The organism is Acidovorax sp. Leaf160 (assembly GCF_001424265.1).
Lineage (GTDB): Bacteria > Pseudomonadota > Gammaproteobacteria > Burkholderiales > Burkholderiaceae_C > Paracidovorax.
Map to the genome: position 1 here is coordinate 541,076 of NZ_LMOV01000023.1, position 14,375 is coordinate 555,450.

The following is a 14,375-nucleotide window of genomic DNA, read 5'->3' on the forward strand; positions in this document are numbered from 1 at the left end:
GCACTCTAGGAAGGACCGGCGCGCTTGAACAATGCATTCGATGCTGCAGGGCATACCGAAAAGTTATGCCAGCATTTACCCGTAGCGCCTCTGCAAGCAAGTGCCGGGCCCGCTCTGCCATCCGACCGATGCCGCGGTGGGGCGCTGCTTGGTGAGAGCTTCCGCCAGCCCCGGCCCCACCCATAACCTGGCGGAATGCCCGCCGCAGCAAACGGCATTGTTCGCGCAGCGCCCGGCCCTCTAGAGTCGGCACCACCGATTCAGGAGAACGAGACAGTCATGCACGTGTGTGTATTGGGAGCCGGCATCGTGGGCCTGGCCACGGCCTACGAACTGCAGCAGCGCGGCATCGCGGTGACCGTGCTCGACCAGTCGCGGCCCGGCGCCGGGGCCAGCGGCGGCAACGGCGGCCAGTTGAGCTACAGCTACGTGCAGCCGCTGGCCGACGCGGGCATCTGGGCCCAGCTGCCGTCGCTGCTGCTGTCTCCCCGCTCCCCGCTCAAGCTGCGCCCCCAGTGGGATGCACAGCAGTGGCGCTGGGCGGTGGGCTTCCTGCGGGCCTGCAACGGCGCCACCTCGCGCAGCACCACGGCGGCGCTGCTGGAGCTGGCGGCCCGAAGCCGCGCGGGCCTCGAGTCCATGCTGGCGACCGAAGCCATCGACTGCGACCTGTCGCGCACCGGCAAGCTGGTGATCTACGGCACGCCCGCGTCCTTCGCCAGCGCGCAGCGCCAGATGGAGCTGCAACGCGGCTGGGGCAGCGTGCAGGAAGCCGTGTCCGCGCAGCGCTGCGTGGAACTGGAGCCCGCGCTCGGCCACTATGCCGGGCACATCGCGGGGGCCATCCACACGCCCAGCGAATGTGCGGCGGACTGCCAGAAAGTGTGCGACGGGCTGCATGCGCTGCTGGCCGCGCGCGGCGTGCGCTTCGTGTTCGGCACGCCGTTCAGGGGCTGGGCCCGGTCGGCGGGGCGCATCCACGCCGCGCGCACCGCGCAAGGCGACATCGAGGCCGATGCCTTCGTGCTGGCGCTGGGCAGCGGCAGCCCGGCTGCGGCGCGCGGGCTGGGCCTGCACCTGCCGGTCTATCCACTCAAGGGCTACAGCATCACCGTCGACGCGCCAGCCGCCAGCGACTGGGCGCCGCGCGTGAGCGTGACCCATGCAGCCGGCAAGGTGGTGTTCGCGCGGCTGGGCGACCGGCTGCGGGTGGCCGGCATGGCCGAGCTGGTGGGCCACGACGCGCGCATTCCTGCGGGACGCATCGACAGCCTGCGCGCCAGCGTGAAGGAAGTCTTCGGCCATGAGACGCCCGCCACTGCGGCGCGGCCCTGGACCGGCATGCGCCCCGCTACACCTACCGGCCTGCCGGTCTACGGCCGGCGGCCTGGCGCGCCGCGCAATCTGTGGGTCAACACGGGGCATGGCGCGCTGGGCTTCACGCTGGCCTTCGGCACGGCGGGCTCCGTCGCCACCGACATCGCCGCCACCGCGAACGGCTGAACCCCGTCACTGCGGGCCGGCCCTTGTCAAACGGGCTCGGCGAGGCCGTAGTCATCCAGTGTCTGCCGTACCGCTTCCTGCATGCAGCGGGCCATGGCGTCGGCCAGCAGCGATGCCGGCCGGTTGGCCAGGCGCAGCAGGGTCACCGGCACGGGAATGCGCGGCGCCAGTTCCAGCACATCGACCCGGGCCGGGTCGGCCGAGGCCGCCGTGCAGACATCCAGCAGGGCCACGCCCAGGCCGTGGTGCGCGAGCGCCAGGGCGGCGTGGTAGGTCTGGACCGTGAAGGCGGTCTGCAGGCCGACGTCGGCTTCCCGGCAGGCCAGGTTCACCATCGCTCCCAGCGGGTCGTTCGAGCCCAGGCGCGCGATCGGGGTCTGCGCCAGGTCGGACAGACGCACCGTGCCGGACTGCACCAGCGCGGCCGGCAGCAGCCCTTTCGGCGCCACGCAGACCATCCGGCCTTCGGCCAGCACCTGCTGCGCCAGCGCGGGGTGCGCGGGCGCGATGAAGGAGAAGCCGAGTTCGGCCTCCTGCAGCACCAGCGAGGAGACGATCTGCGGCGAGTGCAGGCCGTCGATGGTCACTTCCACCTCCGGGTGCAGTGCACGGAAGGCCTTGAGCGCTCTGGGCATCACTTCATGGCTGAGCGCCAGCACGCTCAGCACGTGCAGATGCCCTTCGCGCTGCTGGCCCCGCAGGCCGGCGGCCAGCCGCTGGACGTCGTCCAGCTGGTTGAAGAGCCGCTCGATGTGCGGATAGAGCGTCTGCGCCTCGCGCGTGGGCACCAGCCGGCCCTTGTGGCGGTGAAAGAGCGAAAAGCCCAGCTGCAGCTCGGCATGCGCCAGGATGCGGCTCACCGCCGGCTGCGTCACGTTGATGAGGCGGGCGGCGGCGCTGACGCTGCCCGTGAGCATGACGGCGTTGAAGACTTCGATGTGGCGCAGGCGCATTGGGGGGCGCGGACACGGTCTGTGGCACAGGTGTCCGCCAGGGGTGGTGGATGGCTGCGGCGATGGTAAGGGCAACCTTGACCAGGTCCCTCGCACGCAGCGCGTCTGTGCCCCGCGCGCTCAGTCCAGCTGGATGTTCAGGCCCTTGATGAGGGCTTCCATCCGCTTCGCCTCGGACGTGATGACGCGGTCGAACTGCTCGGGCGTGCCGGCGACGACCTCGGAGCCGATGTCCTGCCACCTGGCCTTGAAGGCCGGGTCCGCGAAGATCGCGTTCAGCTCGGTGTTCAGGCGCGCGACGATAGGCTGAGGCGTGCCCGCCGCCACCGAGATGCCGTGCCAGGCGTAGTAGTCGAAGCCGGGGTAGCCCGATTCGCTGATCGAAGGCACGTCGGGCAGCAGCGGCGACCGCGCCTGGGTGGTCACGGCCAGCGGCCGCAGCTTGCCCGACTTGATGTGCGGCAGCGAGCTGCCCAGGATGTCGAACATGCTGGTGATCTGCCCGCCCATCAGGTCCACCAGCGCGGGGCCGGCGCCCTTGTAGGGCACGTGCGAGATGTCCACCTTCGCTTGCGCCTTGAACAGCTCCGCGCCCAGGTGCTGGGGCGTGCCGTTGCTGGCCGAGCCGAAGGTGGCGCGGTGGGCCGGGTTCTTCGCGAAGGCAACGTACTCCTGCACGTTGCGGATCGGGCTGTTGGCGGCGACCTCCAGCACCAGCGGGAAGCGCGAGATCTGCATCACCGGCATCAGGTCCTTGAGCGGATCGAAGCCCAGCCTGGCGTAGAGGAACTGATTGGCTGCCAGGTTGCCGCTGGCCGCCAGCAGCAGCGTGTAGCCATCGGGCTTGCCCTTGGCCACCTGCCCTGCGCCGATGTTGCCGCCGGCACCCGCCTTGTTCTCCACGATGACCGGCACCTTCAGCCGCTGCGCCAGCGGCACGGCGATGAGGCGCGCCATCAGGTCGGTCGGCCCGCCGGGCGGATACGGCACGACGAAGGTGACGGCGCGACTGGGCCAGGCATCGGCCTGCTGCGCATGTGCGGCGATGGGCAGGCCCAGGGCCAGAGTGGCTGCCGTGGCGGCTGCGGCGGCCAGGAAGGCGCGAGTGGTGATCATGGGGCTTGTCTCCGTTGTGGTTTGTTGTGGGTGGCGGAAGGACCCGGTCGGCAGGTCGTGGGTCAGGGCATCAGTGCGTCAGGGAGTCAGCAAGTCAGTGCGTGCCGGGCGCAGATGGGTTGGCGTCGGCGTTGGCGTCCGCGGTGTGGATCTGCAGCGCCTCCAGGAAGCGCGACACCATGTTGTAGGCCGCCACGGTGGCAGTGATCTCCACCACCTGCTGCGCGGGGTAAAGCGCCGCCACGGCGGCGAAGACTGCATCGGGCACCTGCACCTGGCGGGTCATGGCGTCGGTGTAGGCCAGCACGGCGCGCTGCTCGTCGCTGAACAGCGCCGAGTCGTGCCAGGCGGCCAGCGCGTCCAGCTGCGCCTGGGTGATGCCCTCGCGCAGGGCGATGGGCGCATGCTGGTCGGCCTCGTAGGGGGCGTTGTTGAGCAGGGCCACGCGCATGATGATGAGTTCGCGCAGCGCGCCGGAAAGCGAGCCCTGGTGCCGCACGGCCGTCAGGTATTTCAGCCAGCCTTCGGCGAACGGCGGGCTGTGCAGCAGCATCTGGTAGAGGTGCAGAACGCTGCCGCGCTCGGCGGCGATACGGTCTGCCAGCGGTCGCACGGCGTCGCTGGTGCAATCGGCATAGGGAATACGGGCCACGGGTTCACTCCTGTTGGATGCGCTGCTGCGGTCGGCGGGGCTGCCGGCAGCGGCGGTCGGTGAAGTCATCCTAGGCGGCTGCGATATATTTTTGAAATTCTTTGCATCTATCGATTTATCAGTCCAGGGAATGAATATCTCACCCAGGCAGCTGCGCATGTTCCTGGCGCTGCCGGAATCGCTGAACTTCAGCAAGACGGCCGAGAAGCTCTTCATCACCCAGCCGGCGCTCAGCAAGGCCATCCAGGACCTGGAGGCCGAACTCGGCCTGTCGCTGTTCGAGCGCACCACGCGCAGCGTGCGCCTCACGCCGGGCGGCGCCCGCATGGCGGTGCTGGCACGGTCGGTGGTGGGCGAGCTGGACGCCGGCCTGCAGCGCATGCAGTCTTCGGCCGAGCGCGAGGCACAGCAGCTGGCCGTGGCTGCCTGGCCGTCGCTGGCCTATGCCGTGCTGCCGGAGGTGTGCGCCGCGCTGGAGCGGCAGTTCCGCGCCCCGCAGCTGGCGGTGCACGACTGCGCCAACAGCGCCTGCATCCAGCGGCTGCTGGACCACCAGGCCGATTTCGCCCTCGCCTCGGTGGCGCCGTCGCACCCCGACCTGCACTACGAGGAGCTGCTGCGCGACCGCTTCGTGCTGCTGTCGGCGGGCCGATGGCGCCAGCAGGTGGCGGGCCGGTTGCGGCTGGAAGAATTACGGGCCCTGCCCCTCATCACCCTGACCGATGCCAGCACCGCCATGCGCTACATGAGCGCGGCCTTCCTGCAGCGCGGCATCGACTACCGCCCGCGCATGCAGGTGGACCAGGCGGCCACCGTCGCCGGCCTGGTGAAAAAGGAAGTGGGCGTGGCCGTGCTGCCCTACCTCGGTGTGCTGCCCATCCTGGCCGGCATGCGCGGCGTGCAGGTCTCGCAGATCACCGACGGGCCGCTGCGCTCGGCGGGCATCGTCACACGGCGGCTGGGCCAGCCCAGCGCCATCGCCTCGGCGGCCATGCAGGAAGCCGCGAGCGTCAGCCGGGCCTTGATGGCCCGGCACCCGGACTGGCTGCTGCCGCCTTCCCCGCGACGCGCGAAGGCCGGCCAGAAGCCGGATGGCTAAGCGCCCGCTGCCAGCTTGTCCTGCGTGCGATGGTCGAAGTCGCTGGCGTCGTGCCGCTCGTGCAGCTGGCTGGCCAGATCGCCCCGCACCCGGTTGACCATGCGCCCACGCTGGATGGCGCGGCGCTGGCCCACCTGTTCGGCCCAGCGCAGCACATGGGTGTATTCCTGCACCTGCAGGAATTCGCCCGCGTCGTAGGCCTCGCCCTTCACCATCAGGCCGTACCACGGCCAGATGGCCATGTCGGCCACGGTGTACTCGTCGCCCGCCACGTATTCGGTCTCGGCCAGGCGCTGGTTCAGCACGTCCAGCTGGCGTTTTGCCTCCATCGCATAGCGGTCGATGGCGTACTCGATCTTGACCGGCGCATAGGCGTAGAAATGCCCGAAGCCGCCGCCCAGAAACGGCGCACTGCCCATCTGCCAGAACAGCCACGACAGGCACTCGGCCCGCGCCGCGCCCTCCTGGGGCAGGAAAGCGCCGAACTTCTCGGCCAGGTACATCAGGATGGCGCCGGACTCGAACACGCGCACCGGCCGGGCCGGGTCGCTGCGGTCCTGCAGCGCAGGAATCTTGGAGTTGGGGTTGACGCCCACGAACCCGCTGCCGAACTGGTCCCCGTCGCCGATGCGGATCAGCCAGGCGTCGTATTCCGCCCCGGCATGGCCGAGCGCCAGCAGCTCTTCCAGCAGGATCGTGACCTTCACGCCATTGGGCGTGCCCATGGAATAGAGCTGCAGCGGGTGGCGGCCGATGGGCAGTTCCTTGTCATGGGTGGCACCGGCCACGGGCCGGTTGATGCTGGCGAACTGGCCGCCGTTTTCCTTGTTCCAGTGCCAGACGGCGGGTGGGGTGTAGGGGGTGGTGTCGGACATGCGGGGCTCCACGCGAAGGGCTGGACTGGCGGGGCGCCAGCCTCGGGCGAACGAGTCTATCGATTCGGGTGGCGGTCTGCAGGACGCGGGCCATGCCCCGCCGCCGCTGCACCCCACAACCCGCATCCCGCCGTCAGTGCGCCTTGTCCCAGTTCGGCCCCACGCCCACCTCGGCCAGCAGCGGCACCTTCAGCTGGGCCACCTCGGCCATGATGCGCGGCACCTCGGTGCGCACCCATTCCTCTTCCGAAGCGGGCAGCTCGAACACCAGTTCGTCGTGCACCTGCATGATCATCAGCACCTCGGGCTTCTGCGCGTCCAGCACGCGCTGCACCTCGACCATGGCTTTCTTGATCAGGTCGGCCGCCGTGCCCTGCATGGGCGCGTTGATGGCCGCGCGCTCGGCGCCGCTGCGGCGCGGGCCGTTGGGGGAGTTGATCTCGGGCAGGTACAGGCGCCGGCCGAAGACGGTTTCCACATAGCCTTGCGCCTTGGCCTGGGCCTTGGTTTCGTCCATGTACTGCTTCACGCCGGGGTAGCGCTGGAAGTAGCGGTCGATGTAGGCGGCGGCGGATTTCGTCTCGATGCCCAGGTTCTTGGCCAGGCCGAAGCTGCTCATGCCGTAGATCAGGCCGAAGTTGATGACCTTGGCGTAGCGGCGCTGCTGCGTGCTGACCTGGTCCACCTCCACGCCGAACACTTCGGCGGCCGTGGCGCGGTGGACGTCCAGCCCTTCGGTGAAGGCGTGCAGCAGCGATGCGTCACCCGAGAGGTGGGCCATGATGCGCAGCTCGATCTGGCTGTAGTCGGCGCTGGCGATCAGGCGGCCCGGGGGCGCGACGAAGGCCTCGCGCACGCGGCGGCCTTCGGCCGTGCGGATGGGAATGTTCTGCAGGTTGGGCTCGTTGCTGGACAGGCGCCCCGTCACCGCCACGGCCTGGGCGTAGTGGGTGTGCACGCGGCCGGTGCGCGGGTTGGCCAGCTGGCTCAGCTTGTCGGTGTAGGTGCCCTTGAGCTTGGAGAGGCTGCGGTGCTCCAGGATTTTGGCGGGCAGCGGATAGTCCTCGGCCAGTTTTTCCAGCACCTCTTCGTCGGTGCTGCGCGCGCCGGTGGCCGTTTTCTTGACCACGGGCAGGCCCAGCTTGTCGAAGAAGATCTCGCCCAGCTGCTTGGGCGAGCCCAGGTTGAACGGCTGGCCGGCGATCTCGTAGGCCTCCTGCTCCAGCTGCAGGATGCGCTGGCCCAGCTCGTGGCTCTGGCCGGCCAGCGTGGCGGCGTCGATCAGCACGCCGTTGCGCTCGATGCGGAACAGCGTCTCGCTGCTGGCAAGTTCCAGCTCGTAGATGCCGCGCAGCTTCTCGTCGCCCTGCAGCAGCGGCCACAGCACGCGGTGCACGTCCAGCGTCTGGTCGGAGTCTTCGCACGAATACGCCGCGGCCTTGTCCACCGCCACCTGGGCGAAGGGAATCTGGTGCGCGCCCTTGCCGCACAAGTCTTCGTAGCTGATGCCGGTGCGGCCCAAGTGGCGCTCGGCCAGGCTGGCGAGCCCATGCGGCTTGTGCACCTCCAGCACGTAGCTCTGCAGCATGGTGTCGTGGGCATAGCCGCGCACGTCGATGCCGTGATTGGCGAACACGTGGCGGTCGTACTTGATGTGCTGGCCCAGCTTGGGCCGCGCGGCATCCTCCAGCCAGGGCTTGAGGCGCGCCAGCACGTCGTCGATGGGCAGTTGCTCGGGCGCGTCGGGGCCCTCGTGGCGCAGGGGGATGTAGGCGGCGGCGCCCGGCTCCACGCTGAAGCTCAGGCCGACGATCTCGGCGCGCAGTTCGTCGAGCGAGGTGGTTTCGGTGTCCACCGCCACCAGGTCGGCCGCCTGGATCCTGGCGAACCAGGCGTCGAAGGCGTCCCAGGTCAGCACGGTGTCGTAGGCCAGCTCGCGGCCCTGGGCGGCCTCGGCGACGAAGGTCGGGCCGGGCGAGGCGAACAGGTCGCCGGTGCCGCCCGCCGCGCCCGGCAGCGCGGCCGCGGCGTTGGCCGGTGCGCCCGCCTCCAGCGCGCGTGCCAGTCCCTTGAAACCGAATTTCTCGTAGAAATCGCGCAATGCGCCCGTCTCTTGGTCGCCTACAGCTATCGAATCGATAGCAGGCAACCCTTCCACATGCCCTGCCAGGTCGCAATCGGTCTTGATCGTCACCAGCTCGCGGCCCTTGGGCAGCCATTCCAGCGCGCCGCGCAGGTTCTGGCCGGCCACGCCCTTGATCTCGTCGGCCCGGGCGATCAGCGCGTCAAGCGAGCCGTACTCGTTGAGCCACTTGGCCGCCGTCTTCGGGCCCACCTTCGGCACGCCGGGCACGTTGTCCACCGCATCGCCCACCAGCGTCTGGTAGTCGACCATCAGCGAAGGCGGCACGCCGAACTCGGCCGTGACGCCGGCCACGTCGCGGCGCTTGCCGTTCATGGTGTCGATGATGGTGATGCGTTCGTTGACCAGCTGCGACAGGTCCTTGTCGCCGCTGGAGACGATGACGTCGATGCCCTGGCGCGCGGCGCAGGCGGCCAGCGTGCCGATCACGTCGTCGGCCTCCACGCCGGGCACGCACACCACGGGCCAGCCCAGCAGCCGCACGACTTCGTGGATCGGCTCGATCTGCGCGCGCAGGTCGTCGGGCATGGGCGCGCGGTGGGCCTTGTATTCGGGGTAGAGCGTGTCGCGGAAGGTGGGGCCGCTGGCGTCGAACACGCAGGCGGCGTAGGCGCTCGGCACGTCGCGCCGCAGCACGTGCAGCATGTTGATCATGCCCCGGATCGCGCCGGTGGCAGGGCTGGTGGGGTCGCCGGGCACCGCGCGCAGGTCGGGCATGGCGTGGAAGGCGCGGTAGAGATAGCTGGAGCCGTCCACCAGCACCAGGGTCTTGGGTTTGCTCATGGCCGGATTGTGCCCGCCACCGGCCCCTGCTGCCGCGGGGGCGGGAATAGCGGCCGGGCGCGCGCGTGAGTGGGCGCACACCCTACAATCCGCCCCATGCGCGCTGCCCACACCCTCCTCTTGCTGGCCCTGGCTTCGGCCCCGGCCCTGGTCCTGGCCCAGAACACCGAAGCCCCCGCCGCCAACCCTGCCGCCGGCACGGTGCAGCGCGAAGTGACGAGCGACCGCGACCAGTCGGGCAACCGCCACAACCAGCGCGTGGAGCGCATCGTCGTCGAAGACGAAGGCAGCCGCGTGGACGAGCTGCGCGTGGGCGGCCAGACCCAGCGCATCACCGTGCAGCCCAAGGCCGGCTCCATGCCCGAATACGAAGTGCAGCCGGCCGACGGCGTGCGTGCCCGCCCCGGCAGCCGCAGCGGCGCCGAGACGATGACCGCGCCGCGTGTCTGGAACCTCGGCCGGTTCTGACCGCCGCATCCAGCGCCTGCGTGGCGTACCCTTCCAGCCGCTGGCGGCCGCACGACGCATGGCGCGAGCCGCAACCCGATGCCCAGCCAGTCAACCCGATCGCCCTGAGCCCGCCCCAAGGCTTGCAAGCCACCTGCCCTGGCTCCGGCAAGCTCGAGCCGAACGGACTGTCCTTCACTGACCGGCATGGGCCCCTTCATTTCTCCATTTTCGTTGTCCTGACCGATGGCCGTTTTCACCGAAGTCTCCCTCCCCGAGGCGAGCGAGCTGCTGCAGCGCCTGCAGCTGGGCACCCTGACTGCGCTGCGCGGCATCCAGGGCGGCATCGAGAACACCAACTATTTCGCCACCACCGACCAGGGCGAATACGTGCTGACGCTGTTCGAGCGGCTGTCGGCCGAGCAGCTGCCGTTCTACCTGCACCTGATGAAGCATCTGGCGCATGCCGGCATCCCGGTGCCGGACCCGCAGGCCGATGCGGATGGCGACATCCTGCACCGCGTGGCGGGCAAGCCGGCCGCCGTGGTCAACAAGCTGCGCGGACAGAGCCAGCTGCAGCCCCAGGCGGTGCACTGCGCGGCGCTGGGCACCATGCTGGCGCGCATGCATCTGGCCGGCCAGGATTTCGATCGCCGCCAGCCCAACCTGCGCGGCCTGCCGTGGTGGAACGACACCGTGCCCGTGGTGCTGCCCTACCTGGATGCGGCGCAGTCCGCCCTGCTGCGGGCCGAGCTGGCCTACCAGAACCATGTGGCCGCCTCGTCCGCCTACGCCGCGCTGCCGCGCGGTCCGGTGCATGCCGACCTGTTCCGTGACAACGCCATGTTCGAGGGCGAGGAGCTGACCGGCTTCTTCGACTTCTACTTCGCCGGCGTGGACACCTTCCTTTTCGACCTGTCGGTGTGCCTGAACGACTGGTGCATCGAACTGGCCAGCGGCGCCCACGACCCGGCCCGGGCGGCGGCGCTGCTGGACGCCTACCAGGCGGTACGCCCTCTGACCGGCGACGAGCGCGCCCTGCTGCCCGCCATGCTGCGGGCCGGTGCGCTCCGGTTTTGGATCTCGCGCCTCTGGGACTACCACCTGCCGCGCGAAGCCGCCCTGCTGACGCCGCACGACCCCACGCACTTCGAGCGCGTGCTGCGCCAGCGCGTGGCGCATCCCCTACACGCCTGACGGCCACAAGGGCTTGGCGCACCCCGCGCAACGGCGTGTGGGGTAAATTCACCGCACGCGCGCGCCGGGACGTCTGCTCCCGCGCCGTGCGCCCGCACTCCACACACACTTCATGAAACTCCACATCGTTCCCGCACGCACGGGCCTGGAATGGGTTCGCCTCGGCATCCGCGTGTTCTGGCGCCAGCCCATGGCGCTCGCGGCGCTGTTCTTCCTGACGATGGCGGCCATGTCGCTGGTGTCGCTGCTGCCGCTGGTGGGGCCGGCCGTGGCGCTGGCGCTGCTGCCGTCGGCGACGCTCGCGATGATGGTGGCGGCGGCCGAGGCCACGCAGGGGCGCTTTCCCACCCCGGCCCTGCTGCTGGTGGCCTTTCGCACCGGGCAGCACCGGCTGCGCGCCATGCTGTCGCTGGGCGCGCTCTACGCCGTCGGCTTCCTGGCGGTGATGGGCATCTCGGCGCTGGTGGACGACGGCCAGTTCGCCCGCGTCTACCTGGGCGGCGCGCCCATGACGCGCGAGATCGCCCAGTCCGGCGACTTCCAGGCCGCCATGTGGCTGTCGCTGATGCTGTATGTGCCGCTCTCGCTGCTGTTCTGGCACGCCCCCGGCCTGGTGCACTGGCACGGCGTGCCGCCGGTCAAGGCGCTCTTCTTCAGCATCGTCGCCTGCCTGCGCAATTTCGGCGCGTTCACGGTGTACGGCTTCGCCTGGACGGGCGTGTTCCTGGGCGCCGGCATCCTGGTCAGCGTGGTCGTGACGCTGCTGGCCGTGTTCGGCCTGGGCACGGGCATTGCCGGCGGGATCATGGTGGGCACCGCGCTGATGCTGGCCGCCATGTTCTTCAGCTCGGTGGTGTTCACCTTCCGCGACTGCTTCGAGCCGCCCGAGAAGTGGACCGCGCACACCGCGGCCGAAGCGGCAGACGGCACGCCGGCCGACGCCAGCGGCCGCACCGGCAGCGAGCCACCCGCGCCCTGACGCAGCCGGGCTGCGGCCCCCGGGGCACCGGGGCACCGGGGCACGGGGCGCCGGCGCGCCGCCTCCAATCCGTCATATTTCCGTCATCGATCCGTCAATGCGGTGTCACGACCGGTGCCTAGCATCCGGTCGGTGATCGCGGCCCCGCTGCCGTGGCCACCTCTTGCTCGCCTGCGCCGCAGCTCCGAAGAGCCGTGCAGCGGCAGGCTGCGCCCCTCACCCGCCGGAAATAACGATGTCCAACACCCCGATGCCCACCCGCCGCAAGGCCCTCCAATTCCTCGCTGGCGTGCCCATGCTGCCGCTGGGCGCCAGCGCTTCCGTGTCGTTCCTGACCGCTTGCGGCGGCGGCAGCGACAGCGCCACCTTCAAGTCGGCCAGCTTCACGTCGATGGCCGCGCCCAGCCTGACCAACCCCGCCGCCATGGCCACCACCTCGGTCGGCTCCACGATGAGCGTGAAGTTCAGCGACGATTCGGTGCAGAACTACCAGCTGGCCTACCAGCCGTTCTTCGTGACGGGCGACATGGTCGCAGACGGCAAGGGCGGCAAGATCCTGGCCGGCGGCTATGTGGACATCAACAACAAGCCGATCGCCGACACCACCGTGGCCGGCAAGGAACGCCAGTTCTTTTCCGACTCGCCGGACGGCACCTCGCTGCTCACGGTTCCCAATGCCAAGGTGGACGGCGTCAAGGGCAACCCCGTGTTCGCCGTGGTGCAGTTCGAATACACCACCTGGGCGCAGGACGGCAAGACCGACATGTACGGCAAGCTGCCTTCGCCGATCGCCGTGCTGAGCCTGGACCAGGACCCCGCCACCGGCAAGCTGTCGCTGGTCAAGTACCACAACGTGGATACGTCCAAGGTGCATGGCCTCTGGATCACCTGTGGCGCGAGCCTCTCGCCCTGGGGCACCCACCTGTCCAGCGAAGAGTACGAGCCCGACGCCTTCACCGCCGCGTCGAACGCGCAGTTCAAGGCCTACAGCAAGAACCTGTTCGGCAGCGAAACGGCAGCCAACCCCTACCACTACGGCCACATGCCCGAAGTGACGGTGAACACCGATGGCACCGCGTCGATCAAGAAGCATTTCTGCATGGGCCGCATCTCGCACGAACTGGTGCAGGTCATGCCCGACCAGCGCACCGCGCTGATGGGGGACGATGCCACCAACAGCGGCTACTTCGTCTTCGTGGCCGACAAGGAAAAGGACCTGTCCTCCGGCACGCTGTACGCGGCCAAGGTGGGCTCGGGCTTCTCCATCGACCCGGCCGCCACCAGCGCCGCGGCGCTCACCTGGATCAAGCTGGGCTCGGCCACCAGCGCCGAAATCGAGCAGCTCGCCAACACGCTCAAGCCCACGGACATCATGACCGTGGCCACCACCGACCCCAAGGACGCGACCTTCACCAAGATCGTCGCCAACGGCAAGACCGAGTGGATCAAGCTGAACCCCGGCATGGACAAGGCCGCCGCATTCCTCGAAACCCACCGCTACGCCGCGCTGCGCGGCGCCAGCCTGGGCTTCACCAAGATGGAAGGCACCACGGTCAACGCCAAGGACAAGATCGCCTACTCCGCCCTGCAGAACATCCAGTCGTCCATGGTGGCCGGCAACGCGGCCAACGTGCCGGGCAACGGCATCTCGGTGCCCAAGCAGCTGGTGGCCGGTGCCGTGATGGCGCTGAACCTGCGCGGCGGCCAGAAGGACACGAACGGCGCTGCCATCAACAGCGACTGGATGCCGGTGGACACCAAGGCCCTGCTGGCCGGCGAGGACATCACCGCCGACGCGCTGGGCAACACCGCCAACCCGAACAACATCGCCAACCCCGACAACCTGAAGTTCTCGGAAAAGCTGCGCACCCTCTTCATCGGCGAGGACAGCAGCCAGCACGTGAACAACTTCCTCTGGGCGTACAACGTGGACACCAAGCAGCTGTCGCGCCTGATGTCGGTGCCCGCCGGCGGCGAATCCACCGGTCTGCACGCGGTGGACGAGATCAACGGCTTCACCTACATCATGAGCAACTTCCAGCACGCCGGTGATTGGGGCAGCATCCACAGCAAGGTCAAGGACCAGCTCGATCCGATGATCCGCGCCAACTACAAGGACAAGTTCGGCTCGGCCGTGGGCTACCTGACGGGCACGCCGTCGCAGATGAAGCTGAACTGACCGCAGGCCGGCAGCACGCCTTTGTCCCCGGCGCAGGCCGGGGGCGGTCGATCCAGAAAGCGAGGCCTATGCCTCGCTTTTTGCATGGGCTTTCCCACCGGGCCCGCGGCCTGTGCGCAAGGCCGGCGCCGACCCCGATCCGCACGATTCACAGCAAAATCGGCCTGTAGCGCTTGATATATAAGCACATATAGCTATCATAATGATAGCAAATCGACGGACCTAGGGCGCGATGCTTTCCCCCCATTTGCACGCATTCCGCCCGAAACCGCCGGGGCGCTCAAATGATAATAAATCGCATTCTTATAATGGCCCGCTGTCCAATCCTCCGGCGGCACCGGGCGCGCTCAAGGTCTTCGGCCCGCACGCTCGCGGGCGGCCGAGACGGCGCCTGGCCGCCACGCCGGCTGCGCTGACGCAGGCGGTGCGGACACCGCGCGACTGCCGCC

General features: G+C 69.2%; 11 protein-coding genes. 6 read left to right on the plus strand and 5 right to left on the minus strand.

What is annotated here, in order from left to right; translation table 11 throughout:
- Positions 1 to 279 precede the first annotated feature (279 nt).
- Positions 280 to 1,503: a D-amino acid dehydrogenase gene (locus tag ASF94_RS13020; RefSeq protein WP_056666851.1), complete on the plus strand. Its 1,224-nt coding sequence runs from the start codon at positions 280 to 282 to the stop codon at positions 1,501 to 1,503.
- A 26-nt stretch (positions 1,504 to 1,529) separates the two neighbouring features.
- On the opposite strand, the gene ASF94_RS13025 is transcribed toward ASF94_RS13020, so the two are convergent.
- From ASF94_RS13025 to ASF94_RS13035, 3 genes are all read right to left on the minus strand, one after another.
- The gene (locus tag ASF94_RS13025) at positions 1,530 to 2,456 is read right to left on the minus strand and encodes a LysR family transcriptional regulator (protein WP_056666855.1); all 927 of its coding nucleotides are present in this window, start codon (positions 2,454 to 2,456) and stop codon (positions 1,530 to 1,532) included.
- Between the two features lie 120 nt (positions 2,457 to 2,576).
- The gene (locus ASF94_RS13030; RefSeq protein WP_056666857.1) at positions 2,577 to 3,572 is read right to left on the minus strand and encodes a tripartite tricarboxylate transporter substrate binding protein; all 996 of its coding nucleotides are present in this window, start codon (positions 3,570 to 3,572) and stop codon (positions 2,577 to 2,579) included.
- A 94-nt stretch (positions 3,573 to 3,666) separates the two neighbouring features.
- Positions 3,667 to 4,224 carry a carboxymuconolactone decarboxylase family protein gene (locus tag ASF94_RS13035; RefSeq protein ID WP_056666861.1) on the minus strand — a complete coding sequence of 186 codons (558 nt, stop codon included), beginning with the start codon at positions 4,222 to 4,224 and terminating at the stop codon, positions 3,667 to 3,669.
- 130 nt (positions 4,225 to 4,354) lie between these two features.
- On the opposite strand from ASF94_RS13035, the gene ASF94_RS13040 reads away from it, so the two are divergent.
- Positions 4,355 to 5,323 (plus strand): LysR family transcriptional regulator, encoded by a 969-nt coding sequence (locus tag ASF94_RS13040; protein ID WP_056666864.1) that lies wholly within the window; start codon positions 4,355 to 4,357, stop codon positions 5,321 to 5,323.
- Here ASF94_RS13040 and yghU read toward each other — a convergent pair.
- Both yghU and polA read right to left on the minus strand, forming a co-directional pair.
- Positions 5,320 to 6,198: a glutathione-dependent disulfide-bond oxidoreductase gene (gene yghU, locus ASF94_RS13045; protein ID WP_056666867.1), complete on the minus strand. Its 879-nt coding sequence runs from the start codon at positions 6,196 to 6,198 to the stop codon at positions 5,320 to 5,322. The two genes, ASF94_RS13040 and yghU, sit on opposite strands and share 4 nt — an antisense overlap.
- A 133-nt stretch (positions 6,199 to 6,331) precedes the next feature.
- Positions 6,332 to 9,124: a DNA polymerase I gene (gene polA, locus ASF94_RS13050; RefSeq protein ID WP_056666870.1), complete on the minus strand. Its 2,793-nt coding sequence runs from the start codon at positions 9,122 to 9,124 to the stop codon at positions 6,332 to 6,334.
- Positions 9,125 to 9,220: 96 nt separating this feature from the next.
- Here polA and ASF94_RS13055 point away from each other — a divergent pair, with 96 nt between their 5' ends.
- From ASF94_RS13055 to ASF94_RS13070, 4 genes are all read left to right on the plus strand, one after another.
- Complete coding sequence (locus tag ASF94_RS13055) at positions 9,221 to 9,592, plus strand: hypothetical protein (protein WP_056666875.1); 372 nt, start codon at positions 9,221 to 9,223, stop codon at positions 9,590 to 9,592.
- Positions 9,593 to 9,817: 225 nt separating this feature from the next.
- Positions 9,818 to 10,768, plus strand: a complete 951-nt coding sequence (locus ASF94_RS13060) for a homoserine kinase (RefSeq protein ID WP_056666878.1) — start codon at positions 9,818 to 9,820, stop codon at positions 10,766 to 10,768.
- A 112-nt stretch (positions 10,769 to 10,880) separates the two neighbouring features.
- Entirely contained in the window at positions 10,881 to 11,747 is an 867-nt protein-coding gene (locus ASF94_RS13065) for a BPSS1780 family membrane protein (protein ID WP_056666882.1), read from the plus strand.
- Between the two features lie 235 nt (positions 11,748 to 11,982).
- The gene (locus tag ASF94_RS13070) at positions 11,983 to 13,926 is read left to right on the plus strand and encodes a PhoX family phosphatase (protein WP_056666884.1); all 1,944 of its coding nucleotides are present in this window, start codon (positions 11,983 to 11,985) and stop codon (positions 13,924 to 13,926) included.
- The last annotated feature ends 449 nt before the right edge of the window (positions 13,927 to 14,375 follow it).

Coding starts and splice junctions, on each gene's coding strand:
- ASF94_RS13020 (WP_056666851.1), top strand. CDS start 280: ATGCACGTGTGTGTATTGGGAGCCGGCATCGTGGGCCTGGCCACGGCC.
- ASF94_RS13025 (WP_056666855.1), bottom strand. CDS start 2,456: ATGCGCCTGCGCCACATCGAAGTCTTCAACGCCGTCATGCTCACGGGC.
- ASF94_RS13030 (WP_056666857.1), bottom strand. CDS start 3,572: ATGATCACCACTCGCGCCTTCCTGGCCGCCGCAGCCGCCACGGCAGCC.
- ASF94_RS13040 (WP_056666864.1), top strand. CDS start 4,355: ATGAATATCTCACCCAGGCAGCTGCGCATGTTCCTGGCGCTGCCGGAA.
- yghU (WP_056666867.1), bottom strand. CDS start 6,198: ATGTCCGACACCACCCCCTACACCCCACCCGCCGTCTGGCACTGGAAC.
- polA (WP_056666870.1), bottom strand. CDS start 9,124: ATGAGCAAACCCAAGACCCTGGTGCTGGTGGACGGCTCCAGCTATCTC.
- ASF94_RS13055 (WP_056666875.1), top strand. CDS start 9,221: ATGCGCGCTGCCCACACCCTCCTCTTGCTGGCCCTGGCTTCGGCCCCG.
- ASF94_RS13060 (WP_056666878.1), top strand. CDS start 9,818: ATGGCCGTTTTCACCGAAGTCTCCCTCCCCGAGGCGAGCGAGCTGCTG.
- ASF94_RS13065 (WP_056666882.1), top strand. CDS start 10,881: ATGAAACTCCACATCGTTCCCGCACGCACGGGCCTGGAATGGGTTCGC.
- ASF94_RS13070 (WP_056666884.1), top strand. CDS start 11,983: ATGTCCAACACCCCGATGCCCACCCGCCGCAAGGCCCTCCAATTCCTC.